The sequence below is a fragment of the Pseudomonas chlororaphis genome (assembly GCF_001921865.1).
Lineage (GTDB): Bacteria > Pseudomonadota > Gammaproteobacteria > Pseudomonadales > Pseudomonadaceae > Aquipseudomonas > Aquipseudomonas chlororaphis_D.
In genome coordinates this window covers 54,386-79,874 of record NZ_MSCT01000011.1, presented here as the reverse complement: position 1 = coordinate 79,874, position 25,489 = coordinate 54,386, and the positions used below count along the sequence as shown (strand labels likewise).

Below are 25,489 nucleotides of genomic sequence, written 5' to 3'. Positions count from 1 at the left end.
TCGTCCGCTTATATGGCAGCTTTAGATTACATGGATTATTCTAATTTTTGCATAATCAACATAATCAGAGGTGACGATGAATACCGAATACATGGAAGCCGAATTGACGGGTGTCACCACGCTGGCGGGCAGCCCCAAAGAGGTGCGTAAGCAACTGGCCAATACGAACGAGGGGCAAGTGGTGGCTGTCACCGTGGCCCATGCTTCCGAGCGGGATCTGCGCGCGCTGGAAAGCACGATTGCCAGTTTTGCCCTGCTGGTGGGTAGCGTCACCGCGCAACGGGAACAGCAGACCCTGGAAACGCTGGTGGAGGCCTTGGTTCCTGTGGCACCACCACGTCCGGCCTTGCTCAAGGAAGCCGCGATGATCGCGCGGGCCCGCACCGCCATCTTGCAAGGCGCGGATTGGCCCACGGCCGCGCAGGTCGCGGAATTGGCCGGGTTCAGCCCGATCAACCCCAGTGCCCAGCCGAACAAGTGGAAACGCGATGGACTGATCTTTGCCCTGAATCATCATGGCGTGGATTACTTTCCAGGTTATGGGCTGGACCCCGACACCGGTTTTCGCCCACGCAAGGCCATGGCTCGGATCCTCGAGGTGTTTGCCGGTAGCAAGGATGGCTGGACGCTGGCGGGCTGGTTCCTCACGCCTAACGGTTTTCTGGGGGGGAAACGTCCGCAGGACTTGATGGCGTCGGCGCCTGAGCAGGTGCTGGAAGCGGCCCGGGATGAAATGGAGGGCGTGGCGCATGGCTAGGCGCAAAGGCACGCAGGAAGACGAAGCTGCCCCTGACCCTGCGCAGAAACTCGAGGTCTCCATGGTGCCCTGGCGGGTAGAAACACCAATCCATCGGATCCATCAGGAGCAATACGAGGGCGACCAGTTCAACCCCGGCATCAGGGGCAACGCTCGTTTCAGCCCGATCAAGAACGCCCAAGGCGACGCCATCCCCACGTTATACGGTGGTTCTTCTTTCGATTGCGCGGCGATGGAGACCGTCTTCCACGATGTCTCTTATCAGCCGGGCCCAAAAATCTACGACAAGAACAAGCTGACGGATCAGCGTCATGCGCAACTTGTCACCCACCAGACGCTGGACCTCGTCGATTTACGCAGCGTGGCCTTGCACAAGCTGGGTGTCCGGCGCAATCAACTGATTGATACCGAGAAGGATCAGTACCCACGAACCCGGCTGTGGGCCGAGGCCATTCATGCCCAATGCCCCAAGGCCCAGGGGCTGTTGTGGACCTCGCGCCAGGATGACAGCGCACAGGCCGTGATGCTGTTCGGTGACAGGATCGAGCCCGGAACGCTGGAGCAGAACGGCGATTCGTTCAGCCTGGTGACGCATGAAGAGACTTACGAGGCTGTGTTGGACCTGGCGCAGCGTATCGGCGTCGACGTGATACCGGGCAACCCCCTCACGGATCCGCCACCGACGCCAGCGCCTCGTCGGGCGCCGGCAGCGAAACGCAAGAAGACTTAGCCCTTGCAAGGACCCTGGCGACAGCCTACGGCTCCTGAGCCCGTCGCCAGGCGGGCTCCCTAGGAACTCGGCACCGTTTGATTGCGTCCGCCGCGCTTGGCCATGTACAGCGCTGCGTCGGCTTGCATCAGCAGGGTCTTGAATTCGCTGGAGGCGGGGACGCAGGTGTGCACGCCGAGGCTGACGGTGACCGCGCCGGTGGGGTTTTCGGCGTGGACGATCCCCAGGTTGGCCACCGCCAGGCGGATGCTCTCGGCCTGGGCATAGGCGCCGGCGGACTCGGTGTCCGGCAGCAGCACCGCGAACTCTTCGCCGCCGTAGCGCACCGCCAGGTCCGAAGGGCGCCGCGCGCACTGGCTGATGGCCTGGCCGACGGCGCAGATGCAGTGGTCGCCGGCGACATGGCCGTAGCGGTCGTTGAAGCTCTTGAAGTGGTCGATGTCGAGCATGATCAGGCTGATCGACGAGCGTTGGCGGGCGGCGCGCTGCCACTCCAGTTCCAGGTTGCGCTCCAGGTGCCGGCGGTTGGCGAGGCCGGTCAGGCCGTCCTGCAGGACCAGGGTCTGCAACACCGAGCGGGCCTTTTTCAGATGGTTTTCCACCGCCAGGCCCTTGCGCACCTGCTTGAACAAGAGAATGCCCACCAGCAGGTTGATCAGCAGCACCACCGCGATCATCGCGCTCATCTTGTAGATGTCGGCGCGCCAACTGAGCAGGATCGACTCGCGGGAATTGGCCGCGGCCACCACCAGCGGGTACTTGTGCAGCACGCGGTAGCCGAACAGGCGGTCGACGCCGTCGATGATGGACTTGACCATCACCGTGTCGGCGGGGGCTTCGGGCAGGTACATGGAAAAGATCTGGCTCTTGGCCAGCGAGGTGCCGATGAGCTTTTCGTCGAAGGGCCTTCTGGCGATGATCGTGCCCTGGGGCAGGGCGAGGAAGATCGCGCCCTTGTCGTCGATGCTGAAGCGCGAGAAGAACGTGTCGAAGTACGCCATCTTGATGGTCGCCAGCACCACGCCCTTGAAGTGGCCCTCGCGGTCGTTGACCCGCCGCGAGAACGGAATGACCCACTCGCCGGTGGTCTTGCTGCGCAGTGCCGGGCCGATCCGCGGGGTCAGGGTCACGTTCTCCCGGTGGAACTTGAAGTAGTCGCGCTCCGCGTTGTTCGCCGCTTCCGGCTGGAAGTCGAAGGAGGAGAGCACCCAGTTGCCTTGCCGGTCGTAGAAGAACAGGCCGTGCAGCTGTTCGGTGGCGAGCACGCGTTTGCCCAGCAGTTTGCGGGTCCTTTCCAGGGCCGCGGGCGATGAGTCGTCGCCGATCCGCTCGATCAGCTCTTCCAGCACCAGGTTGGCTTCGTCGAAGGTATCGGTGGCTTGCTGGGCGATGGACCAGGCCAGGTTGCCGGAGGTCAGCCGCGCCTGCGCGAGTTCGCGAGCCTTGCTGTTGGTGATCTGGATGGCAAAGATGCCGAGAATCGACACCGTGACCAGGACCAGGAATACCAGGGTGATTGCCAGGGCGGGCAGCCGTTTCGACTCCAGGGCGGTGTCCTCGCCGGTGCTGTCGGTTTTTTTGTCCACGCTGTTCCTTGTCTTGCCGGGGGAAGGCTGGGGGGCGACTGCCGCGGTTGGTATTTCGGTGGCAAGGATATCAGTTGCGCTAGCGCAGGGCGCCGTGAGCCGAGGGCCGGCGAAGGCCGCCGGCGCACCCGGTTTCGCGGTTCACGGCTGCGGCGTGTCGTCCGCCACCTTGGCCTGGCTGTCGCTGACCAGCATCAGGTTCTGCGGCGACGACAAGGCGATGTCCAGTTCGCGCAGACGCCCGAGGATGGTGAACAGCAGGTCGCTGCGGGTGCCGGACACCGAGCGCGGGCTGGCGACGTAACCGCTGACGCTGATGATCAGGCCATTGCTGGTCAGGTCCTTGAACGACACCGAGATCGACGGGTTCTTGAGAATCGCCTCATGCTCGGCATAGGCCCGCAACAACAGCTCGCGCACTTGCAGCACATCGGTTTCCAGGGGCAGGGTGAGGGTGATGCCGACCACCCCCAGGGCGTTGTCCATGGTCACGTTGCGCACGTTCTGCGAAATGAACTGCGAGTTGGGTACGATCACCGTGGAGCGGTCGGACATCTGGATTTCCGTGGCGCGCACGTTGATCCGCCGGATATCGCCCTCGACGCCGGCCAGGCTGACCCAGTCGCCGACTTTCACCGGGCGCTCGGTGAGCAGGATCAGCCCGGAAATGAAGTTCTGCACGATGGCTTGCAAGCCGAAGCCGATCCCCACCGACAGGGCGCTGACCACCCAGGTCAGGTTGGTCAGGTTGATGCGCAAGATCGACATCACCACGATCGCCAGCAGCACGAAGCCGATGTAGCCGACCAGGGTCACCAGCGAGGCGCGCATGCCGGCGTCCATGTTGGTTTCCGGCAGCAACCGCTCGCTCAGCCAGCGCTTGAGCACGCGCACGGCGAACATACCGCCCACCAGTAGCACCATGGCCAGGAGCAGGTCCTCGGGCACGATGTTCAGGTTGCCCAACGACTTGCCGCTGACATCCAGTTGGCTGAAGTTTTCCAGCAGTTCTGCGGGGCTCGACCCGGATGGCATGAAGGCCAGCAGCAACGCGATGCACAGCAGCAGGGTGCGGCCGATGCCCGCCAGCACGGTGGCGGCCTGGGCCTGGTGCCGTGGCGACAACCCCAGGGCCGAGGCCAGCGCCAGCCCGGCGGGCTGCTTGGGCGAGAGCAGGGTCTCGCAGATATCGCCGAAGCAAGCCATCAGCAGATAGGCGCTGGTCGCCACCATGCTGATCCACAGCAGTTTCACGGTGAGGAAATACGCCAGGGTCAGGTAGCCGCTCAACAGCGACAACAGGATGGCCGCGATCCAGACCCCGATGGCAAAAGGCAGCAGCCCGGCGATGCCGCCGGGGCGCGCCAGCTCGTGGCGGCGCAGGGTGCGATGGTAACGCACCAGCGCGAAGAGAAAGATCAGTGCCGTGACCAGCGCCGTCAGGCCGTTGACCGCCACGGTCAGGGCCAGGCTGCTGGCGATCACGCTGTTGATCCGCTCTTCGCCGGCGATGAACAGCAGCGCCACGGCGAGGATCAGCGGAAAGGGCCCGAGGGCCGTGGCCACCGGATCGTGAATCGCCGGCAGGCGCCAGGACGGGCGCCGCAGCATCAGCATGGCCCGGCCCAGGCCGACCACGAAGGAGCAGAACAGCAGCAGCGTCAGCCACTGCTCGAACAGGTTGAGCACGGCCTGGCTGAGCACCGCGCTGTTGACCAGCCCCCAGTGCACCAGCGAGGCCGCGCTGTAGATGGTGATGACGGTCGTCAGCCCCACGGTCAGCGCCAGGGTGCTGCGGCGCAGGCGGCCCTCGGGGAACCAGCGGATCATCGACCAGATCAGCAGGTGCTCCAGCAGCCGACGGCCGCCAAACCAGATCAGCGCCGCCACCACCAGGGTGGCAATGAACAGCCCTCGGTTGCCTGGGGCCAACGCCGTCTCGAACGCACTCAGGATCTCCTGCTTCAGGCTGTTCAGGCGCCCGAGGTCGTCGTCGGTCGGGCGTACCAGCGTCGACCAGAACGCCGGGTTCAGCGGGGTCGCCGAACGGGTGCTGAGCTGTGAGTTGAACAGGCTGCGGCGCAGGTTGATGATCTGCGCGGCGAGGTCGCGGGCGGACTGGCTGAGCAGGGTGCTCCGGCGTTCTTCACCGAGCAGCTCATCCTTCTGCGCCGTCAGCGCCTCGCGCTGTTTGCTCAGGCTCGGCGCTTCGTTGGGTTGCGCCGCCCCCAGGACCTTGAGCTGGTCGTCCAGGCGCTCGATGTCGGCGGTGCGCAAGGCGATCAGTGCGTCGGCCTGCTTCTGCACTTGCAAGGCGGCCTGGCGCAAGTCCGACAGCAGATCGTCGTTGGCGCTGGCCGACACGCTCTGGCGGATCAGCTCCAGCCGGTCGTTGAGCTGCTCCAGGTCGGCGCCCTCGGCCAACACCGGCAGCGGGTTGCGGCTGAGGGCCGAAGGATCCGGCGCCTGGGGCGCGGCGAAGGCCGGCACGGCGATGCACAGCAGCAGGGCCAGGAGCCCCATGGCCCAGCGGTTTGGGTTCACTCGCCGCATGTGTCGTGTCCTCTTTAGTGTTTTCACCGGATTTGACGAGCATAGACCGCATCATCCCGGCAGAAATTCCCCGATGGGCCGCCTGCCGCCGTGGCGGTCAGTGTGACGCAGCATGAAGGGGGATACGGAGTTCGAGAACAGGGGGCGTTGAAAAAAGAGGGGCGTGCGGATCGGAGCAAGGCACCGAGCGTCCGGGGAGCGCTTGCACCCCGAACGCGGGAAAGCCCCGCGCGGTTGGTTCATCAGCCCCCCAAAGTCGTTCACGCGACACAAGTGCAGCCGGCCGCGGGGCTCAAGACCCGATCAGCCGGCGCGGATTTTTTCGCCGGGATTGCTAGCCAGCCCGCGAAACAGCTCGTCCAGTTCGCTATCGATGTCCTTGAGCTGTGAAAATCCTGCCCTCAGTAACGCGTCTTTGTCTTGCATTGCCGTTTCGCGCAGGGCCATGGCCGTTTCGCGCTCTGTCAGTTGCCGCTCCAGGGTGGACAGGCGAAGGCGCTCAGCCAGCAGTACGTCTTTCTTCTGACGCAGGTTTGTCATGAGCGACTGGATATTGTGTTCCACCTTTTTCAGGCTCTCGAACGGGTCGGGTTCGCCGGTAACGGCTGGCTGCACTGGGGCTAGGGGGCGCTCGACGGTGGGAGGCAGGGCGCGGACGCGCTCGCCGAAACTGAAATTCACCGCCAGGGCCGGGTCGGTGCTGACGGTTGTCAGTTTGCTCATCAGGCTCTCGGTTGCCTGCGGCGGCTCCTCCAGCACTTCGAAACCGAACGCCATGCTTTCGGCAGCGTCTCCAGGGTCGTCCTCGCCGGGAGCCTCGTATTGGCCACCCGCGGCATGGTGGAGCAGCTTGAGTAACCAGCGCTGGTTGATCTGCAACTGCCGGTGCGTTTCCACTCGGGCTGTCTGGACATCCTTTTCACTGAGGTCCACCAGGCTGTAGCTGTCCGTCCCGGCGGTGCCTCGACCCGTATTCACGTCATCGAGGAGGGTCTTGAGTACCTGGAGCGCGCTGTCCCACTCATGGGTATTGGCGCCAATCATCCGGACGCTGTTTTCTTCCATGGCAAAGGCGCCCAGGTAGGCCCGCGCGAGCCTATTGCCAAGCTTTTCGTTGAGGCTGTAGAGCAAAAACGAGCGGTCGCAGGCCGGTACGTGAAACGCACAGACCAAGGCTGCGTTCATGTGCTCACCGGCATGGTTGCGGAGGGGGATCGTTCGAAGGTTCATAGGCGGGGCTCCTGGCTGTTGGCTGATCCAGGACAAGAGTACGCAGCTGTTTTATCTGGATTTGTAGGACTAGGCGCAAGTCTTGTCGGATTGGTCGTCTTCCTTTGAAGGAGCAGTCCGAATCGATGGGGTTGTCGTTCTATCGCGGGTAACAGCCCCCTAAGCTTGATGGCGAATAGGGCGCTGATGCGCCTTGTACCGACGCTCTCCCCGTGAATCTGGACGCCATGATCGATCTTAGTCATTTGACCAAAACCTTTGCCGGCAAAACCGCAGTTGACCGTCTTTCCTTTCGTGCTTCGGCAGGCGAAGTGCTCGGCGTGCTAGGGCCCAACGGAGCCGGCAAGTCGACCTCCATGCGTATGCTCGGCGGCACCCTGTTGCCCACCTCGGGCACGGTCTGCGTACATGGCCTGGATATCCGCAGACAGCGTCGCCAGGCTCAACGACTGATCGGCTATGTGCCGGAGGGCCTGTCGGCGGATAGCGAGATGAGCGTACGGGGCTTTCTTGGCTACATCGCACAGGTGCGTGGCTATCGCGGCGCGCTCAAGCGCCAGCGGATCGGCGCCATGCTCGACCTGTTCGATCTCGAAACCGTGGGCCAGCAACGGATTGCCACCTTGTCCAAGGGTTACCGGCGCCGGGTGGATCTGGCCCAGGCATTGCTGCACGACCCCAAGGTGCTGTTGCTGGATGAACCCACCGACGGCCTCGACCCGGCGCAGCGCCATCATGTTCGTGAACTGATCAAGTACTGGGCTCAGAACAAGACCGTACTGATCTCCACGCACCTGCTGGAGGAAGTAAGCGCCGTCTGTAACCGGGTGGTGGTGATCAATGACGGGCAATTGTTGGCCGACAGCACGCCCAGGGAGCTGGAGAGCCGTTCGCGCTACCACCAGGCCGTGACCCTGACCAGTGCCCGGCCCCTGGACATACTGGAATTGGCGGTCTTGCCCGGTGTCGCCGGGATCGAACAAGGTTGCGAACCCCATAGCATTACCGTCCTGGCCAAGCCAGGGGCAACGATCCTGGCGGGCATCGATCAACTGATCGCCCGCTCGGGGTGGCCCGTCAGCCAGCGGGTGGTGGAGCGCGGCCGGCTGGAAGAAGTCTTCCGGCGGCTGATCCAGGAGCAGCAGGCATGAACGGGCTGACCGCGATCATCAAGCGTGAGGTACGCGGCTACTTCGAGACACCCGTGGCCTATGTATTCGTCGTTGTGTTCCTGGTACTGGGCGGCTTCTGCACGTTTTATCCTGGAGCGCTGTTCGAGCGTAACCAGGCGGATCTGATCCCGTTCTTCCACTACCAGCCGTGGCTGTGCCTGATGCTGATGCCGGCCTTGGCCATGCGCCTGTGGCCGGAGGAGTTCAAGTCCGGCTCGATCGAGCTATTGCTCAGCCTGCCGGTGAGCAGTTTCAGCGTGGCGCTCGGTAAATTCCTTGCCTCATGGCTGGTGGCTTGTATTGCGCTGTTGCTTACCTTTCCTGTGGTGTTGACCGTCAATTACCTGGGCCAGCCGGATAATGGCGCGATCTTTTGCGGCTATCTGGCCTGTGGGTTATTGGCAGGATGTTTCCTTGCGATCAGCGGTTGCCTATCGGCGATGACCCGTCACCAGAGCATCGCCTTCGTGCTGGCGGTGGTGCTCTGCCTGTTATTCAGCGCTTTTGGCATGCCGTCGGTGCAGGAGGTTTTCAGGCCGTGGGTCGAGGTGCGATGGCTGGACAGACTGGCGTCCCTGAGTGTCTTGACGCATTACCAAACGCTCAGCGAGGGCGTATTGCTGGCACAGAGCCTGGTGTACTTCGCCAGCCAGATTGTCTTGTGGTGGTTGGCCACGGCCCTGCTGGTCGAACTGAGACGGGCCGGGTGACGGCATGCGCAAAGCTCCCATAGTGCTGTGCCTGAGCGGCCTGGCGTTGCTGCTGCCCGGGCTCAATCTGGGGCTGGCTCCCTACCTCCAGGACGTTCGCCGGGACTTGACCGAAGACCGGCTCTACAGCGTCAGCCAGGGAACCCTCGCGATCATCCGGGCATTGCCCGAGCCTGTTGAGCTGACGCTGTATTTTTCCAGGGAGCAAGCCAAGGCTTCAGTGAGCCTGCGCAGTTACGCTCAGCGGGTGCAGGCGTTACTCAGAGAGTACGAACGAAGGTCCCGAGGGCGCTTGACCCTCAAGGTCGTCGACCCGGCGCCTTTTTCTCGCGAAGAAGAACAGGCCCGTGGCTATGGCCTGCAAGCGTTGTCTATGGCGATGGACGCGCCGGTATTTTTCGGCCTGGTCGCTTCCAGCAACCACGAGCACTGGAAAAGCCTGCCGCTGTTTTCAGTCGAGGAGCAGAGCTTTCTCGAATACGACATCAGCCGTCTGTTGCAAGCCTTGGGGCAAGCAGAGAAACCGGGCCTGGGGCTGATATCGACGCTGCCGGTCAATGGCGGCTTCGACCGCCTGACGCAGCGCCAGCGGCCACGCTGGCAGGTGATGGGGCAAATCGACAAGGCATTCAACGTACAAGAGTTGCCCACCGAAACCCGGGTTATTCCGGACAATCTCCAGGTGCTGATGCTGGTACATCCCAAGCGCCTGTCTCGCCAGACCCTGCGGGCCATCGACCAGTTCGTGCTGCGCGGCGGCCGCTTGCTGGTGTTCGTGGACCCTTATAGCGAGCAGGACCCGGGCGATCTGTACTTCGGTATCCCCAGCAAGGACAAGGCCTCCACGCTCACTGGGCTGCTCGGCGCCTGGGGCCTGCGGTTGCGTAGCGCGGCGGTGGTCGCCGACCGTGAGTATGGGCAGTACGTGAACCTGCCCGGGCAGCCCCGACCCGTTTGGCAGCCCAGCGCATTGACGCTGCCAGGGCGGGCGATGAATCCGCACGATGTGGTGACCGCTGGATTGGCAGGCATCAACCTGACCACCGCCGGCGTTCTTGAGCCGACGCCAGGCGCCAGTACGCGGTTCACGCCGTTGTTAAGCAGCTCGGCCAGTGCCGGAACCTTGCCGAGCTCACGCCTGGACCACCTGGCGGACCCGGCGCAACTGGCCTTGCAGCTCGAAACCTCGACAGAGCGCCTGACCCTGGCCGCGCGCGTCGAAGGTCCGGTGCGTTCTGCCTATGTACAGCGCGAAAATGCCCGGCCCGGAGAACTGAGCGAGGCTGCCAGTATTCATGTGATTGCGGTAGCCGATACCGATTTGCTCAGCGACAGCACCTGGATCGAACGGCAGAGCCGTAACGGCGCTCCCCTGGCAATGCCTTGGGCCGACAATGGCAACTTCGTGCTCAATGCCCTGGATAATCTGAGCGGTTCGGATGAGCTGATCGGCCTGCGGGCAAGGCATTTCACCCGTGAGTTTGGCGTCGTCGAGCAGATGCGCGGGCAGGCTCGTTCGCGCCTGAGCAGCATGAACGCCGAGCTGGAGAGCCGTCTGCAGGAGACGGACCAGCAACTGGCCCGGTTGCAGCGCGAGAGCCAGAGAAATGACGAACTTTCCGCCGCGCAGCAGGCGGCCGTGACGCGCTTCACCGAAGAGCGGCATGCCATCGAAGGGCAGATGCGACAAACCGCCAGGGCGTTCAACCTGGAAGTCGAACGCCTGGGGGAGTGGCTCAAGGCCCTGAATATCGCCGGGATCCCTCTGTTGATCGGTCTGCTGGGGCTAGGGCGCTGGGTGGGTGCGAGCCTCACCCAGCGAACAGCAGGCAAGCGCTGACCCGTCCTGGAATTGGAAAAGACACTGCGGGCCATGAACGCGCCGGCTTCTGAAAAGGGGCGGGCGTTTTTTTGATTCGCTGTTTTTGTAGGAATAGTCCTACTTACGTGAAGGATTTTTCTAGGGGGGTGACTGGAATCGGCAGATTGTTGGGGTTTACCCCAACACGGAAAATTTCCCCACTCTTGCAAAGAGTGAATCTGCTTATCACCCCCTAAAAACAGGAACGTTCATGTCCGTTTATATAAAACAACTTTTTGCTGCCTCCATTGCGGGTCTGTTGGCCAATTCGGCCATGGCCGCGGACGGTACCATCAACTTTACCGGTGAAATCACCGCCGCTTCCTGCACCGCAACCGCGGGTGCCGGTACCACCGTCGGTGGCAACAAAGGCAACCAGAACATCGACGTTGCCCTGGGCAAGGTCAGTATGGATTCCTTGAAGGGAACCGCGGGCGGCAACATCGTGGCCGGTAATGCCATCAGCATCAACCTGGATTGTGGCGCCACTGCCACTGGCTTGAGCACTGTTCGTGTGCAGTTCGACCCTATGTCCGGATCGGGCATCGATCCGAAGAAGAACACCTTGCTGAAAACCACCGGTACTGCAACAGGGGTGGGTATTGGTATCTATAACAGCAGCAATACCCAGGTCAATCTGGCGGCGAACGAATTCATCGACGCGGCTCTGGTAAAGGGCGGCACAGAACAGGCTCCAACCTACACCGCCAACCTTAATATGCGAGCCGCTTATGTCGCCAACGGCGACACATTGGCCCCCGGTACGGCTAATGGCACGCTGCCATTTACCCTGACTTACCAGTAAGCACTTTGCAGAGAGGCATTATTAAGTTGCCTCTCTGCCCATCTCTTAGATAGGCATTCTGACAATGAAGTTGAAATCCAGGTTTGTGCTGGCGGGGCTCGCGTTGCTGTGTGCCAGCCATGCCAATGCCGGTATCACCCTTGGTGGTACGCGCATGATCTATCCGGAAAAGAGCAAGGAAGTTTCCATCCAGATAAGAAACGACGGTGCCCGGGACATCATGATCCAATCCTGGCTGGATCCGGAAAACGAACAAAAAGGCCAGGACCTGCCTTTTGCCCTGACGCCATCGCTGAGCCGCTTGGCCGGTAATAAACAGCAGTCCTTGCGGTTGTTTTATTACGGCAAGGGACTACCCACGGACAAAGAATCGGTGTTCTGGCTGAGCGTCCAGGAAATTCCGCAGAAGTCCGAAACCGAGAACACACTGCAAATCGCCCTGCGTCAGCGGATCAAGGTGTTCTATCGCCCGAGCAACCTGGCAGGCACGCCCGAAGCGGCGGTCAAGGCGCTGAAGTGGCGTTCCCTGGTCGAGCAAGGCAAGCGTTACCTGCAAGTAAGCAATGACTCTGCTTATTTTATTTCCTTTGGTGAGAGCAAAGCCGTCATCGCCGGCAAAACCTATCCCGTGAACAACGAGATGCTGTCGCCAGGCGCCACGAAAAAGTTTCTGGTGCCTGGCGCTCCGGTATCGGCCAGTGCCGTGACGCTCGATTTTTTCAATATCAATGATTACGGCGCGCCGATCAGCCACCACGTATCGATCGCCAACTGAGTGTGCCGGTTAATCCGTTTTTGCTGTTGGCAAAGATTCACCTGGCGTTGTTGTCAGGCTTTGGAAAGGAATTGTTGTGTCCATGTCGAGGAGAGAAAAGAGTCTGAAAGTTGCAGGTTATGTGACGGGTTCATGTGCCACTGTATTTGGCGCGATGTTTCCTCAGGTCGCGTTTTCCATGGAGTTCAATGAGACGTTCTTGAACAAACATGGCGCGGCTGTCGAGTTGAAATACTTTGAACAAGGCAGCGTCATTCAGCCGGGTACCTACAATGTCGACATTTATCTCAACCAGGTATTGATGAGTCATCAGCAAGTCGAGTTCTGCGCCGAAGGCGATTCGACGGGTGTGCACCCGAAGTTGTACCTGAGCCTATTGAAGGCCATGGGCGTCAATATCGCCAAGCTCAAACAGGACAAGCTGATTGCCGCCGACAGCGATGACGACAGTGTTATCGACCTGGCCACTAGCCTGCCTGACGCTTCGGTGGAGTTCGATGTCAACACGCTGGCGCTGCAACTCAGCGTGCCCCAGGCTTATATCTCGCATACCAGCCGTGGCTACGTGGATCCCTCGTTATGGGACCAGGGCATTACCGCCTTCTATACCAACTACCAGGCCAACTTCAGCCGCAACATCAACCAGGGCTACCACAGCGACTATCGCTACCTGGGCCTGCGCAGCGGCCTGAATATCGGCGCATGGCGCCTGCGCAACGAGTCGTCGATCAGCGGCACCAGCGATACGCGCAATAAATTCACCAGCAACCGCAGCTATGTCGAGCGCGACATTACCCGCCTCAGGGGGCGGCTGGCCGCGGGCGAGCTCTATACCCAGGGCGAGATCTTCGACAGCGTGCGTTTTCGCGGCGCCCAACTGAGCTCAGACCTGGGCATGTTGCCGGACAATGAAGTGGGCTATGCGCCGGTGGTGCGCGGCATCGCGCAAAGCAACGCGACGGTGGAGGTCAGCCAGAACGGTTATGTCATCTACTCGACCAACGTGTCCCCAGGCGCATTCGAAATCAGTGACATCTATCCCAGCGGCTCCAACGGTGACTTGAAGATCAAGATCATCGAGGCCGACGGTCGCGAGCGCGAGTACTCCCAGGCCTACTCCTATCTGCCGGTGATGACCCGCCGCGGCAGCACGCGCTACAGCCTGGCCAGCGGTCAATACAGCAATGAAGGCAAGCCTTCGCCGGCATTCACCCAGGGCACCCTGGTGTACGGCATGAGCGACAACTTCACCGGCTACGGCGGTGCGTTGACGTCCTCGGGCTATAAGGCGCTCAACCTGGGCCTGGGCATCAACTCGGCCTGGGGCGGGCTGTCGTTCGACATCACCCAAAGCGCCTCGCAGACGAAATCTGCCGGTAGCGCCCATGGCCAGAGCGCGCGTTTCCTGTATTCGAAGACGCTCGACTCCACCGACACCACCTTCACCATGGTCGGCTATCGCTATTCGACAGAGGGCTATCGAACCTTCAGCCAGCACGTGGACGAGCAAGATGTGCTGCTGGGCAGCCACTATGGTCGCCAGAAGAGCCGCTTCGACATGAACATCAACCAGCCGCTGGCCGGTAATGGCTCACTGTTCCTGAGCCTGGGCGAAACCAGCTACTGGAATCGCCAGGGCAATACCCGGCGTTGGCAGTTTGGCTACAACGGTAACTATCGCGATGCGAGCTACAGCTTCGCGGTCGCCCGTACCGAAGGCCAGGGCATGGGGCAGGGTGTGGATACGCAACTGACCGCCTCGGTAAGCCTTCCTTTCGGCAGCCACGGTCGCCCGCAGCGGGCCTACACCAGCGTGACCTCCTCGAGCACCGGCGATTCCAGCATCCAGACCGGCCTGTCCGGGAACCTGGACGAGCAGAACACCCTGAGCTACTCGGTGCAGGGTGGCCACAGCAAGGCCGCCGGCAGCTCCGCCGACATGGGCCTGAGCTGGGACACGCCGGTCGCCAAGGTCAGCGGCAACTACGGCCAAGGGCGCAGCAGCAAGCACATGGACCTGGCGGCATCGGGTTCGGTGGTGGTGCACAGCGGCGGGGTGACGTTGGGCCAGCCGGTGGGCGAAACCTTTGCCTTGATCGAAGTACCGCAGGTCCAGGGCGTGGGGATCGACTCCTCGACGTCGGTGCGTACCGACAAGCACGGGTACGCGGTCGTGCCCTACACCCAGCCGTATCGTTACAACTGGATCAACCTGAACACCGACACTCTGGGCTCGGATATAGAGATTGCCGAAAGCTCGCACACCCTGGTGCCTACCCGCGGCGCGATTGTCCGGAGCCGCTTCGAATCCAGTTCGGGGCGCCGGTTGCAGTTCGACCTGCGCCGGGCCAATGGCGAGAAAATTCCCTTTGGCGCCCAGGCGTACGACCCGCAAGGAAGGGTCATGGGCGTCGTCGACAACCTTTCCCGGCTCCTGGTGTTCGGCATCGAGGACAAAGGTGTCCTGGATATCCGTTGGGGGGATAAACGCTGTGAGCTGCGTTACGAGTTGGCGCCTGCGAACAAAGACAGCGCTTATGAAAGGTTTGATGGGGTTTGCCGTGGTTGAAATTGACCGCCAAGCCCACGAAAGAGCTGTTGCCCGCCCGTTCGAAAGAATGCCCGAGACACGGGTCTTGAAGATCTTTGAAGGCTCGCTGCATCACGCGCAAAGAACCTGTTCACTTTTATTACTTGATAGGAGGCTCGCTCATGGGTCGAATGTTTGAACGCCTGGGCAGGCTAGCCTGTTGCCTGGCCATGCTGGTATCGCCCTTTGCCATGGCTTGCCAACAGGTCGGTCCCAGCACCATTGTACCGTCGGTGGCGGAAGTCCCGATTGGCGGCGGCGGAATGTTGTCCAGCACCTGGCATCAGGCGACGTTCCATGTGACATGTTCAGTCAGTAACTCCAGTACTTATTATGTAAATGAAATGCTTGCCTCCGGAGTACCTGCAGGTACTTCGATAACTTTTGAAGGCCGGAGCTATCGTCTCTACAAGACCAATAATGCGAATGTCATGTTCTTCGGGGATGTCGCAGGCAGTGACAATATTCCACGGCCATTTGGCAATTCATATCAGCACGGTTTATATGCGACCGGGGGAAAGCTTGATTATCCTGTAACGGTGCGTGTTCGTTATTATTCGCCATCTGCCAGCCTGAAACCGGGGCAGTACAGTATTGCTGCCACTCCTCTGGTTACCGGGAGATTGAAGTCTGGCGGATCAGTGCTTCCCGCGGAGGGAACCTGGGGTATGTCAGCATCGGCTTTTTCTTTCGGAGTAAAGGGGGCAACCTGCACTTTGAATATACCGAACAGCCAAGTGGCGTTAAAAAAAATCATGATGGGAGATCTGCCCGCGGTAGATTCGGTCGCCGCGGCGGGTTCGTTTCGGTTGACGATCAACTGTGGCGCTAATACGCCAGCCTATACCGTGGGTATGAAACTGGTCGATGTGGCCGATCCGGCCAATAGTTCTACCAATATTAGTTTTGTAACCACCGACTCAAAATCCGGATATGCCTTGCAACTTCTGGATGGCGAGAATTTGATGCGCCTGGGAGCGGATGGAAACAACTTGCTGGGAAAAACGGCGGCGGGTGGCGACGTATTGAACAAAATGTTTGATGTACGTTATGTACGTACTGGCCAGAAAATTGTGCCAGGTAAAGGAACTGCCGCGATCAACATATCTTTAACGCACCAATAGTGAATTAGTTGTCCCTCTCTGAATGCCGCGGCAAGTAGTATTCGAAAACTTAATCGGCCGGCAAGCTCGTGAGTAGTTGGTGCTTCTGAAAAACTTATACGAAAAAGATTATCTTGAAGATCCGATCAATAGGTTTCTCATCTTGATGTTCTATTTCTCATCGGTTTTTATATATCGGTATATACCGCCGAGTGTCGAAACCGGCGGCCTCGGCAAAGCCAACGCCGGGGCGGCGGTACCGCTTTCATAGGCGTGATGACGCAGGCGTAGGGTCAGGTACGCTTGCTGTGTTTCAATGCCTTCTTTTATTACAACCCTGTGCCAACTCATGGAGCCGAAATGGGCAATATAGTCATCGTTGACGATCACCCTCTCATGCGCATGGCGGTGCGTCATATGCTCGAAGGCGAGGGCCATGTCGTCATGGCCGAAGTCGATAATGGCATCGATGCGCTGGAGGTTATCCGCAGGCTGTTGCCGGACCTGATTGTCCTGGACCTCAGCCTGCCGAAAATGGATGGCCTGGCGGTCATCGCGCACCTGAAGGCCGTTGGCATCAATAGCAAGGTGTTGATACTGACTTCCGGCGATGCCTCCAACTTCGCCATGCGTTCGTTGCAGGCGGGCGCGGCGGGCTTTGTCAGCAAGGACGAAAGCCTGGACGACCTGGTCATCGCGGTAAAAGCAGTCCTGCTGGGTTCCAGCTACTTCCCCGTGGACACCATCCATCGCTTGCGTGACAACAACAGCGCGGCGAACGATGAAGAGGTGCTTCTGGCACAACTGTCGGACCGGGAAATCACCGTGCTGAAAATGCTGGCCCGGGGCATGAGCAACCTGGAAATTGCCGAAAAGCTACTGATCAGTCACAAGACCGTCAGTACCTACAAAGTACGCCTGCAAAGAAAGCTGAGCGCGAACAACCTGATCGCCTTGGTCGAGCTGGCCAAGCGCAATAACCTGGGTTGAATCCGGCGGAGGATGAGCCCGCAGGCCATCCCGCCCCTCTAGGGTTCACGCCCCATGGTTGTGCTCGACACGTAGCAGCTCGCTCTCGATCATCCTGGTCCGGTGCAGGAGTCCGTCGATCCCCTCGGCGTCCAGATCCTCAAGTGTGCACAGCCCACGCAGGTAGGTATTGCGCATCAACGATGCGCTGCCTTTGATTCGGTGCAGCAACGTGCCGAGGCGCTTCTTGTCCGGGTGGGCCAGCAACGCACGTAACTCGGCCAGGTCCCGTTGATTGCCTTTGTGCGCCTCCTCAAGCAATAGCTGCAATACCGCCGGATCGCTGATGCCGATGTCGATCAGCGGCCGGCGCTCGACCGCAGGTGCGGGCGCTGTCGACAGCCCTGGCGCAGTACCGCCCTCGGGGGTTCCCAGCAGGGCCCCCAGGCATTCACGCAGGGCGTCGAGGCCTGCCGGCTTGATCAGGCAGTCGCGCATGCCGGCGTTGATGCAACGCTCGACTTCCTCCTGCTGGGCATCGGCCGTCAGGCCAAGGATCAACAGCGGCGCGGTGCCGCGCTGGCGTTCCGTATCGCGAATGGCGAGGGTCAGGTCGACTCCGTCCATCAGCGGCATGTGGTAGTCGGTGATCAGGCAGTCGAAGGCCTGGTGACGCCAGAGCTCCAGCGCCTCCAGGCCGTTGCTGGCCTCGACGACCTGATAGCCCAGGTACTCCAACTGCGCGTGCAGTATCTGGCGATTGAGGTTGTCGTCGTCGGCGACCAGAATGCGCGCGCCGGGCAGGGCCGCCGGGACGGCCGGTACGAGCCGGTGCGCCACGGTATCAGGGGCGTCTGCGTGGGGTGGGCGTTGCTGCACGTCGCGAATCGGCAGTGGATCGAGCAGCTTCAGGGTCAGCGTTACGTTGATGGTGGTGCCGCGTCCCAGGGTACTGAGCATCTCCAGGCGGCCGCCCATCATTTCACACAGCGAACGCGAGACCACCAGCCCCAGTCCGCTGCCTCCCAGGGGATTCAAGGTGGATTGGGCTACCTGGGCAAAGGGCCGGAACAGCAGGCCCAGGTCTTCTTCGCAGATGCCAATACCGGTGTCGGCAACCTGCAGGTGCACCCCCAGCAAGTGCGGGCCTTCGGCCTGGGTGCCGACCCGGATGGCGATACTGCCCTGATGGGTGAACTTGATCGCATTGCTGACGAGATTCGACAGCACTTGCTTGAAGCGCAGCGGGTCGACCAGCACTTCCCGGGTGGTGCCGGCGTCGATTTCGAGGATCAGCCGCAGGTTTTTCTGGCGCGCCAGGCCCTCGAATACCCGGGTCACCGGCTCGACCATTTCCTTCAAGGTGCAGCGCCGCAGAGAGAGGCTGAGGTGGCCCGACTCGATCCTGACGATGTCCAGGGTATTGCCCAGCAACTCCAGCAGGTTCTTGGCCGAGGTATAGGCGAGGTCGATCTGGTGGCGCTCCAGAACGCCGTGCTCGGCCTGTTTCAACGCCAGCTCCAGGGTGCCGATGATGGCGCTCATCGGGGTCCTGATTTCGTGGCTCATGGTGGCCAGGAACTGGGTCTTGGCCCGACTCGCGTCGTCGGCCTTTTCCTTGGCCAGTTGCAGGTCATGCATCAATTGATGGTACTGGCTGACATCCTGCCAACCGCAGATCACCCCCTTGATCCTGCCGGTCGAATCACGGAAAGGTTGAATCCAGTGGTCGATGATCCGTGGTTCGCCGGCGATGGCCACCTCGTAGCGCTGCTCGATGGCCTCTCCGGTTTCCATGGCTTGCAGGTAGCTATCGTGCAAGGTTTGCGCGATCTCGAAGTGCTCGAGCGGTATCTGCAGGGCGGTCTTGCCCAGAAGCTCGGGCTGGGTCAGGTTCATGACCTGTTCGTAACTGCTGCTGCAAGACAGCAGGCGCCCCTGGTCATCGCGCACGTAGACGGGGATCGGCATGGCGTTATTGAGCGTCTGGAGAAACTCCAGCTGGTCATTCAGCGCGCTTTCGGCCGCTTGGCGCCGCCGGATCTGCCGGCGCAATTGAAGAATCCGCGCAATGGACACCAACAGCACCAGCAGCGCGAAGCAGACGATTTCCATGATCACGTAACGATAGTCACGCCAGGTCTGGCCGCTCATGGCGGCATTGGCCCGCCAACGGGTGGTGATGGCGTTCAACTCGTCGGGGGCGATGCTGAGCAGGGCCTTGTCCATGATCGAGTGCAACTCGAGATCGGCACGGCGCATGGCGAAACTGGCGGTGGCCATTTCGCCGTCCAGTATTCCGGAAATATGCAACTGCTTCTCATACAGGCGGGCGGTGTAGTAACGCGCCATGGACAGCGCCATCAGCGCGGCGTCGGCTTCGCCGTTGGCGACCATGCGCATGGCATCCAGATTGTTCGACGGATCGAGCAGGACGATATCGGGGTGCTCGCGGGCAATGGCGTCGATCAGTACATGGCCCTGGGTAATCGCCAGGCGCTTGCCGGCCAGTGCAGCCAGGCTCGACAGGTTGTCGCTGCGGTTCGAGGTCACCAGGCTGAACGAACTGTTGGCGAAGGGGTGGGTAAAGCGGAAATCATTTTGCCGGTCCAGGCTCGGAGTCAGGATCGCCAGGTCGGTCTGGCCGTCGCGCAAGGCGTCCTGGATACCCTGGAAACTCGAGACCCGCTGGACCTCGAAGCGCAGCCCCGTACGCTGGGTGATGATTTCGAACAGGTCGGAGATGACCCCGTTGAACCGACCGTTGGCGTCAAAGAAGGCAGAGGGCGCCATGTCGTCGTTGATCATCAGCCGAGCCACGGGGTGCTGCGCCAGCCAGCGCTGTTCCTGGGGCGACAGCGCTATTTGCGCTTGCGGCATGATGTTCCCCCCACCGGTCCAGCGTTTGACAATCTGGTCCATGCGGGCGGTGCCGATGGTGCTCAGCGTCTGGTCGAGGATGTGCAGTAGCCTGGGGTCCTGTGGCCTCAGGACAAAACCGTAGCCACCGGTGTCCACGTCGATGAAACGAGTGAACTTCAGGTAATTGAAAAAACTGTTGTTGATCAGGTAATGGGCGCTCAGCGAGTCGCCCAGGTACAGGTCGATGCCCTGGAACGCGACCGCGGCCATGGCCTGGACATTGTTCGAGTAGAGCAGGAACTGTGCCTTGGGGAAGCGCCGGGCGAGCAGTTCGGCGGGCAGGTAGCCATTGACCACGGCGACCCGCATGCCCTGCAGGTCTGGAGGCACGGGGCGGTCATCGGCCTGTCGCCGGTACAGCGTCGGTACGTTGTGAGCATAGGGCTTGCTCAGGACCGTCGAGCGGGTCGAGTGCCCGAAATCGCTGGCACGGCTGACCAGATCGACTTCGCGGGCCGCCAGGGCCGCCAGGGCGGCCTCGCGGTCGGCGAAGCCGACGACTCGTATATCGACACTCAACTGCTGCCTGAGCATTTGCACCACATCCGCGCTGATGCCCTCGTAGTCGCCATTGCCGTAGACGACCTCGAACGGCAGGGCGGCCGTGCCGACCACGCCCAGGGTCAGGGTTTTCTTTTCGCGAAGCCAGGCCCAGTCGCCCTCCGTCAGGTTCATCCGCAACGGCTCGGGCGGGATCTGGCTTGACAGACGCAGCAGCGCCGGGGCTGTTGCGGCGCTGACGGGCGGGGCCGCCATGGCCAGGCCACTCAAGGAATAAATGGCCACCAATAGCGCGGCCATGAGCGTGCAACCGTTCTTGACAGACATGGACAACCAACCGGTTTTCGGCAATGGGCTGCTCACAGGCTCGCGATGCTCGAAGGGCTGTGGTGCAGGCAGAAGTTGATGAATTTCTGCGCCGGCATGGGGCGGGCGAGGAGGTAGCCCTGGGCGGTGTTGCAGCCCAGCGCCAGAAGTTGTGTCAGCTGCTGAGGTGTCTCCAGGCCTTCGACCACCAGCCGGATCTGCAAGGCCCCAGCGAGCTTCACCGTGCCCTGGATCACTGCGCGCGCCTTGGCGTTGCTGTCGAGTTGGCGCAGGAACGAGGCATCGAGCTTGATTTCGTTGAAGGGCAATTCACACAGCCTTTGCAACGAGGAAAAACCGCTACCGAAATCATCCATCGAGACAGTGGCGCCCATCAGCCTGAGCAACAGCAGGTTCTTGAAGCTCGCCCCGGATGACTCGATCGCGGCGGTTTCGAGTATTTCCAGGGTGACGGCATGGGCGGGGCATCCCTGCTGCTTGAGCCGCTGCTGAAGGCCGTTGGCGAAACCTGCCTGCTGCAACTGGTCGGGATGCACATTGAAGGCGAGGTCCAGTTCGACCCCTTGGGCGAGCAGGTTGCGGCGCATCTCCAGTGCCTGGACCAGCATCCGCTGGAACAGCTCGTCCAGTAACCCCAGGTTTTCCAGGGCCGGCAGGAAATCGGCCGGCGACACGAGTCCTTGCCGCGGGCGATTCCAACGGGCAAGGACCTCCACCCCGACCAGTTGGCCGGTATCGATCCGCACCTTCGGCTGATAGAACGCCACGAACTCGTTGTCGAACAGCGCACGTCGCGCGACCGAGGGCGGCAAGGGGAGGGGATGAGTGCAGTCGGGGAGAGCAAGAGATAGGTTGGGCATGGTCGCCTCGGTCGCCAGCTGAGGTGGCATACTGATGCCGGGCGCGAAAAACTCACGCCCTGAAGCGAGATAAATGGCATCGATATTTTTTGCATCTGCTGCAACAGAATATCAAAACGATCCATCCAGCCATGACGGCTGAATCGTCAGCCTTCGACCTCCTATACGTCCTCCTGCTCTGCGATCCAGCTTGGTTCAACTGGACGATGCGCGGTATCAGGAAAGTTGGCCGACTGTGGCCAGTCACGTAGCTGTTGCATGTATGCAAGCAGCTCGCTGTATTGGGCGGTGGTCAGGCTGAGCGAGATGCCCAGCTCAAGCTCGTCGCGGTGCCGCTCCCGCAACCACTTCACGCGCTCAAGTTCTTCGTCTCGCCACCAACGTTCCTGATTCGCTATCGCACCAGGGTCTGGCGCTGGATCGACCAAAGCCGGCCGGCCATTGTCACCAATAGCAATGTCCTGGCCGCGAGCCTCGCCAGCCAGCAACAACATTTGCTCGGCCCTGGTGATTTCAACGGCGTCCGTCGGAATGCTCTTTGCCGAATAAATTGCAGTGTCAAGAAAGCTGCGCGACGGCAGGTGATAAAAGATTGCCATTGATACCTCCCTTAGTAGCCAACACACAACCAGCTGATTTCGCCGGCGGATGATGTGTAATTGTTCTGCAGACGAATAACAGACTTTGATATGAACGCTGCCCCGGGCGTGAACGCGCTTGCGGTAATCATGTTCGGAAAGTTCATGGACGCAACAATACGGAAGGTGTCGTTTGGGAAAGCCAGTGGAAGAGATACGTCTCGTGTCGGCCCTTGAGAACCTCCCCCCGCTGTTGCAACCGGGACGTTTGACGCAATGCCCCACTGAAAAATCAGCCCTCCCAGCCAAACCGGCAACGCGATGTATCCAGTTGGGGCGAGCATTATTGCAAAGCCCATCCGCAGCTTTTTGGGTGTCACGATTGTTGAGTCGTCGGCCCCAGCATTGACCAGCGTCTGCGTAGCAATACGCGCTATGCCCAGGACGCTCTCCGTCGACTGGATGACCTTGGCAGCAATCGCCTGAAACACACGTAGCGCGTTCATAGGCTTGTTAGTGTCTGCCCCGGCCTCTGCTTCGGACTGACTTGCGAAGGCGACGCCGTAGCCGCCGAGGTTGTTGGGAGTGCCAGCCAGGCTGCCGAACGGCACATTGGTCAATCCGCCACCGTTGGCAGTCAACGGACCAGCGATGTAAACGCCGTCTGACTGTACACGGATGCCGTTGCCAAATTCCCAAGGCGAGGTGCTCAACCCCACGTAAAGACACCGCAGCGTATCTCCGTTCCCCCAGGCGCCGAATCCACCGAGGACGGCGTCGCCCGACAGGTTACGGGCGTGCAGTCCCGCCGCCCAGGAGGATGTAGCTGACGCCATCACATCAATACTCCTGGCGCCTACCATCCTGAGGTTTTCGGTAAGTGAGCCACCTGTAATGCCGTAAGCATCCGTAGTGGTTGGCTTGCCGCTGGTGATCTTCGACCAGTCCAGGGAAGGTATATCTGAAGCAACGAGGGCCGCACCACCTGTTACCAAGCCCTTTACGTTGACCTGGACCTTCGGATACGTGCCTGCAGCGACCCCACTGTTGGCCAACGTGACAACGATGTTGGCATTTGCTGTACCGTCAAACGACGCACTGCCGGTGGCGGCTCCCGAAAGCGTGAATGTCCGGGCTGTTGCCAGCTGTACGGCCTTACCGATAGAGGTTACGCCGCTGATGACCTTTTCGATCTGGTCCTTGAGCCACTGTGTACGGCTCGCCAGTTGTTTGGCCTGCAGGTTGTCGATGCCCTCGGGGCCACCGAGGACAGGATCAGAGGTTTCGAGCTGATAGACGCCGGGCGTCCATTCAATTGGTTCTGGTAGATCGGCCATTAGCTGCTCCCACGGTTGTATTGACCGTCGCGACGTGCAACGCCGTTGTGCCGGATCGCGACTTCCTGATAGTCGAGAGACACCAGGCGGCAGCGCGCAGGGGCGACGGAAAGAAGAAGGCGGCGCATCAGCGCGGCCTGGTCGTTTGTGATGACGCGTTTTAGAACGACGCGATAGCGCGCCCAGGCGGTTGGATCGCCATGGACATAGGTGGCATTACGAGTGATGGAACCATTGCGGACCTGGTTGCCCATCCCTTCCTGGATCGTCACCTCGCCGAAGCCCAGCAGGCGGATAACCTCGCGGATTGCCCAGGGCGTTCCCTTATGTCGATGTAACTCGGCCGAGCCTTTGATCAAGCTGCGCTTGGCATCATCAGACTCGGCCAGCAGCCATGCGGCCTCGTCGATGAGCGAGAACTGATCAGCCAGAACGGGCAACAGTTGCGGCTTCACCAGGTCGACCAGGTACACCAACATTGCGTTGATATCGAGACTGTCAAACGTCTCGGTGAGCAGCTCACAGAGCAACGCGAAGCGCTGATCACCCGCCAGGGCTGGCGGTAGCTGTTGCTCAGCCATAAGCCACCCCAGCATCCTCTAGCAGGACCGAGGTGTTATTTGCCCACTCATTACTCTGCAGCTCGCGCAACGCGCCGGGCAGCTCCAGCTCTGCGCGATAGACGCCATTCCCCTGCAGCAGAGCGGTGATTTGCTCAGGGACAAGATCGCGCCCGAGCCCTGCACGACGCTCAACCACATACGCCTCGGCGGCTGCCCTGGCTGCCCTCATCGCTTCGGCTCGATCTGTATTTGCGTAGAAGGTCAAGCGCGCCTTGATCGCGTAGGTCACTTCGGTAGGTGCAAGAGCGTGCACGGTGTCGCATAGCGGGCGCAGCTTTTCACCAGAGACCTGGCTCTTGATCTGCTGCAGCAGATCGGCCGAAGGCAGGCCGCTGTTGGTAAGCGGGAACAAAGCTACATGGCCATCTAGTTGACCATCATCCGGCCCATGAACGGCGACATCGATTATCGACTGATGCACCGCTAGCGCGTGGTAGCGATACGCACCACGACTGCCGGCATTGCTGAAAGCCTCAGGAGCCAGAATGATCCGTTCGCGGTAACGGTCGTCATCTTCGTCCTCGGCACCATCGGCGGTGATGCCGGTGTTGATCGCCGTCATGCCCGATGCGGGTGAGTTACCGATGCTGCTGATCTGGCCAACGGCCCAACCGTTGCCGACCACCCCGGCCGCGAGACAGGTCGCTGTGACTGCAACCTGGGCCTGGCCAACTGGAATGATTGCATCCTGGTCAGTCAGGAATGTGATCTTGGCGTCCTGAGTACTGACCCGAGTGCCAGCCGGTATCAGCAGTGGCTGCAGAACTGCGGCCGGCATACTGAAGCGGATCGGGCAACGTGCTGGCGCAGCCAACAGCCTGGGAGTTGCAACTAGTTCACCCAGGTAATCCAAGATGGGGGCTGTTGCGAAACGCACCAGTGATTGCTCGCCGGCATTCTGAATAGCCATCTGCAGGCGAGTCTGGGCGTAGGCGACCTGGTCGATGAAAAGCCGCTCAACCTGGGCGGGATACAACGTTTTCCCCGACTTGGCTTCATAGCGAGCAATCAGGGCGGCCTCGGTCGCGGCCGGGTCGATCTCGACAAAGACGGGTTTAGGCAGCTCGCGCATAGGACACCTCGGTGGTCAATTGGGCGACACCATCCGCGACACGCCATTGCACCCGTACCGTGACCTGCGACCCTTCAATCTGCACCTGCACCTGAACAACGGAGATACGAGTTTCCCAACGGCGAAGAGCATCGACCGTTTCCCGCACCAGGTGCGGGGCCACTCGGTTGACAGGCCAGTCGATATAGAGATGCAGGTCACTGCCGAAGTCCGGCCGGTGAGTATCGGCACCCTTGGGTGTGGTGAGGATGATCCGAATGGACTGATCGATATCGCGCAGGCCCTCGACCACCGCCCCGGATGTACCGAGTGCGGGCTGCCAGAGGGCGGCGGTGATGCTGGTGTAAGAGATAGGCGTCGTCATGCGCCCATAATGCAAAAGCCTGCTGACGTAGGCTTTTAATCGAGTTTAAAGAGGGTAATCTGCT

General features: G+C 60.8%; 20 protein-coding genes. 10 read left to right on the top strand and 10 right to left on the bottom strand.

Going from position 1 to position 25,489, the window contains the following annotated elements; genetic code table 11:
• The first annotated feature begins 76 nt into the window (after window positions 1–76).
• Window positions 77–757, top strand: a complete 681-nt coding sequence (locus tag BTN82_RS15285) for a hypothetical protein (RefSeq protein WP_075119963.1) — start codon at window positions 77–79, stop codon at window positions 755–757.
• The gene (locus tag BTN82_RS15280; RefSeq protein ID WP_075119962.1) at window positions 750–1,487 is read left to right on the top strand and encodes an RES family NAD+ phosphorylase; all 738 of its coding nucleotides are present in this window, start codon (window positions 750–752) and stop codon (window positions 1,485–1,487) included. The genes BTN82_RS15285 and BTN82_RS15280 overlap by 8 nt, the downstream gene beginning before the upstream one ends.
• A 59-nt stretch (window positions 1,488–1,546) precedes the next feature.
• Here the strand turns inward: BTN82_RS15280 and BTN82_RS15275 are convergent, their stop codons facing one another.
• The 3 genes from BTN82_RS15275 to BTN82_RS15265 all read right to left on the bottom strand — a co-directional run bounded on the left by BTN82_RS15275 (window position 1,547) and on the right by BTN82_RS15265 (window position 6,856).
• Complete coding sequence (locus BTN82_RS15275) at window positions 1,547–3,073, bottom strand: sensor domain-containing diguanylate cyclase (RefSeq protein ID WP_075119961.1); 1,527 nt, start codon at window positions 3,071–3,073, stop codon at window positions 1,547–1,549.
• A 141-nt stretch (window positions 3,074–3,214) separates the two neighbouring features.
• Window positions 3,215–5,626 (bottom strand): DUF3772 domain-containing protein, encoded by a 2,412-nt coding sequence (locus BTN82_RS15270; RefSeq protein WP_075119960.1) that lies wholly within the window; start codon window positions 5,624–5,626, stop codon window positions 3,215–3,217.
• Between the two features lie 303 nt (window positions 5,627–5,929).
• Window positions 5,930–6,856: a hypothetical protein gene (locus BTN82_RS15265; protein WP_075119959.1), complete on the bottom strand. Its 927-nt coding sequence runs from the start codon at window positions 6,854–6,856 to the stop codon at window positions 5,930–5,932.
• Between the two features lie 227 nt (window positions 6,857–7,083).
• On the opposite strand from BTN82_RS15265, the gene BTN82_RS15260 reads away from it, so the two are divergent.
• From BTN82_RS15260 to BTN82_RS15225, 8 genes are all read left to right on the top strand, one after another.
• Window positions 7,084–8,007: an ABC transporter ATP-binding protein gene (locus tag BTN82_RS15260; RefSeq protein WP_075119958.1), complete on the top strand. Its 924-nt coding sequence runs from the start codon at window positions 7,084–7,086 to the stop codon at window positions 8,005–8,007.
• Window positions 8,004–8,738: an ABC transporter permease subunit gene (locus BTN82_RS15255; protein ID WP_075119957.1), complete on the top strand. Its 735-nt coding sequence runs from the start codon at window positions 8,004–8,006 to the stop codon at window positions 8,736–8,738. Before BTN82_RS15260 ends, BTN82_RS15255 begins: the two co-directional genes overlap by 4 nt.
• Before the next feature lie 4 nt (window positions 8,739–8,742).
• Window positions 8,743–10,578 (top strand): Gldg family protein, encoded by a 1,836-nt coding sequence (locus BTN82_RS15250; protein ID WP_075119956.1) that lies wholly within the window; start codon window positions 8,743–8,745, stop codon window positions 10,576–10,578.
• A 232-nt stretch (window positions 10,579–10,810) separates the two neighbouring features.
• Window positions 10,811–11,404, top strand: a complete 594-nt coding sequence (locus tag BTN82_RS15245) for a fimbrial protein (protein WP_075119955.1) — start codon at window positions 10,811–10,813, stop codon at window positions 11,402–11,404.
• Window positions 11,405–11,468: 64 nt separating this feature from the next.
• Entirely contained in the window at window positions 11,469–12,179 is a 711-nt protein-coding gene (locus BTN82_RS15240) for a molecular chaperone (protein WP_075119954.1), read from the top strand.
• 76 nt (window positions 12,180–12,255) lie between these two features.
• The gene (locus tag BTN82_RS15235; protein WP_075119953.1) at window positions 12,256–14,748 is read left to right on the top strand and encodes a fimbria/pilus outer membrane usher protein; all 2,493 of its coding nucleotides are present in this window, start codon (window positions 12,256–12,258) and stop codon (window positions 14,746–14,748) included.
• Between the two features lie 143 nt (window positions 14,749–14,891).
• A complete protein-coding gene (locus tag BTN82_RS30740) occupies window positions 14,892–15,893 on the top strand; it encodes a fimbrial protein (protein WP_081375481.1) in 1,002 nt (333 codons plus the stop codon).
• 339 nt (window positions 15,894–16,232) lie between these two features.
• Entirely contained in the window at window positions 16,233–16,862 is a 630-nt protein-coding gene (locus BTN82_RS15225) for a response regulator transcription factor (RefSeq protein ID WP_075119951.1), read from the top strand.
• A gap of 45 nt (window positions 16,863–16,907) precedes the next feature.
• On the opposite strand, the gene BTN82_RS15220 is transcribed toward BTN82_RS15225, so the two are convergent.
• The 7 genes from BTN82_RS15220 to BTN82_RS15190 form a co-directional block, all read right to left on the bottom strand.
• Window positions 16,908–20,591 carry a transporter substrate-binding domain-containing protein gene (locus BTN82_RS15220; RefSeq protein WP_148169555.1) on the bottom strand — a complete coding sequence of 1,228 codons (3,684 nt, stop codon included), beginning with the start codon at window positions 20,589–20,591 and terminating at the stop codon, window positions 16,908–16,910.
• Window positions 20,592–20,623: 32 nt separating this feature from the next.
• Window positions 20,624–21,451: an EAL domain-containing protein gene (locus BTN82_RS15215; protein ID WP_186828398.1), complete on the bottom strand. Its 828-nt coding sequence runs from the start codon at window positions 21,449–21,451 to the stop codon at window positions 20,624–20,626.
• A gap of 161 nt (window positions 21,452–21,612) precedes the next feature.
• Window positions 21,613–22,050, bottom strand: a complete 438-nt coding sequence (locus BTN82_RS15210; RefSeq protein ID WP_075119948.1) for a phage tail assembly chaperone — start codon at window positions 22,048–22,050, stop codon at window positions 21,613–21,615.
• Window positions 22,051–22,061: 11 nt separating this feature from the next.
• The gene (locus BTN82_RS15205) at window positions 22,062–23,366 is read right to left on the bottom strand and encodes a hypothetical protein (RefSeq protein ID WP_075119947.1); all 1,305 of its coding nucleotides are present in this window, start codon (window positions 23,364–23,366) and stop codon (window positions 22,062–22,064) included.
• Window positions 23,366–23,947 carry a phage tail protein gene (locus tag BTN82_RS15200; protein ID WP_075120006.1) on the bottom strand — a complete coding sequence of 194 codons (582 nt, stop codon included), beginning with the start codon at window positions 23,945–23,947 and terminating at the stop codon, window positions 23,366–23,368. The genes BTN82_RS15205 and BTN82_RS15200 overlap by 1 nt, the downstream gene beginning before the upstream one ends.
• The gene (locus BTN82_RS15195) at window positions 23,940–25,061 is read right to left on the bottom strand and encodes a baseplate J/gp47 family protein (RefSeq protein ID WP_075119946.1); all 1,122 of its coding nucleotides are present in this window, start codon (window positions 25,059–25,061) and stop codon (window positions 23,940–23,942) included. Before BTN82_RS15195 ends, BTN82_RS15200 begins: the two co-directional genes overlap by 8 nt.
• A complete protein-coding gene (locus BTN82_RS15190) occupies window positions 25,045–25,425 on the bottom strand; it encodes a GPW/gp25 family protein (RefSeq protein ID WP_075119945.1) in 381 nt (126 codons plus the stop codon). The genes BTN82_RS15195 and BTN82_RS15190 overlap by 17 nt, the downstream gene beginning before the upstream one ends.
• Window positions 25,426–25,489: the final 64 nt, after the last annotated feature.

Excerpts from the sequence above, each read along its gene's own strand:
- BTN82_RS15215 (WP_186828398.1), bottom strand. The coding sequence starts at position 21,451 with ATGCCCAACCTATCTCTTGCTCTCCCCGACTGCACTCATCCCCTCCCC.
- BTN82_RS15210 (WP_075119948.1), bottom strand. The coding sequence starts at position 22,050 with ATGGCAATCTTTTATCACCTGCCGTCGCGCAGCTTTCTTGACACTGCA.
- BTN82_RS15265 (WP_075119959.1), bottom strand. The coding sequence starts at position 6,856 with ATGAACCTTCGAACGATCCCCCTCCGCAACCATGCCGGTGAGCACATG.
- BTN82_RS15280 (WP_075119962.1), top strand. The coding sequence starts at position 750 with ATGGCTAGGCGCAAAGGCACGCAGGAAGACGAAGCTGCCCCTGACCCT.
- BTN82_RS15200 (WP_075120006.1), bottom strand. The coding sequence starts at position 23,947 with ATGGCTGAGCAACAGCTACCGCCAGCCCTGGCGGGTGATCAGCGCTTC.
- BTN82_RS15190 (WP_075119945.1), bottom strand. The coding sequence starts at position 25,425 with ATGACGACGCCTATCTCTTACACCAGCATCACCGCCGCCCTCTGGCAG.
- BTN82_RS15250 (WP_075119956.1), top strand. The coding sequence starts at position 8,743 with ATGCGCAAAGCTCCCATAGTGCTGTGCCTGAGCGGCCTGGCGTTGCTG.
- BTN82_RS15270 (WP_075119960.1), bottom strand. The coding sequence starts at position 5,626 with ATGCGGCGAGTGAACCCAAACCGCTGGGCCATGGGGCTCCTGGCCCTG.
- BTN82_RS15225 (WP_075119951.1), top strand. The coding sequence starts at position 16,233 with ATGGGCAATATAGTCATCGTTGACGATCACCCTCTCATGCGCATGGCG.
- BTN82_RS15195 (WP_075119946.1), bottom strand. The coding sequence starts at position 25,061 with ATGCGCGAGCTGCCTAAACCCGTCTTTGTCGAGATCGACCCGGCCGCG.
- BTN82_RS15285 (WP_075119963.1), top strand. The coding sequence starts at position 77 with ATGAATACCGAATACATGGAAGCCGAATTGACGGGTGTCACCACGCTG.
- BTN82_RS15220 (WP_148169555.1), bottom strand. The coding sequence starts at position 20,591 with ATGTCTGTCAAGAACGGTTGCACGCTCATGGCCGCGCTATTGGTGGCC.
- BTN82_RS15245 (WP_075119955.1), top strand. The coding sequence starts at position 10,811 with ATGTCCGTTTATATAAAACAACTTTTTGCTGCCTCCATTGCGGGTCTG.
- BTN82_RS15240 (WP_075119954.1), top strand. The coding sequence starts at position 11,469 with ATGAAGTTGAAATCCAGGTTTGTGCTGGCGGGGCTCGCGTTGCTGTGT.
- BTN82_RS15255 (WP_075119957.1), top strand. The coding sequence starts at position 8,004 with ATGAACGGGCTGACCGCGATCATCAAGCGTGAGGTACGCGGCTACTTC.
- BTN82_RS15260 (WP_075119958.1), top strand. The coding sequence starts at position 7,084 with ATGATCGATCTTAGTCATTTGACCAAAACCTTTGCCGGCAAAACCGCA.
- BTN82_RS15205 (WP_075119947.1), bottom strand. The coding sequence starts at position 23,366 with ATGGCCGATCTACCAGAACCAATTGAATGGACGCCCGGCGTCTATCAG.
- BTN82_RS30740 (WP_081375481.1), top strand. The coding sequence starts at position 14,892 with ATGGGTCGAATGTTTGAACGCCTGGGCAGGCTAGCCTGTTGCCTGGCC.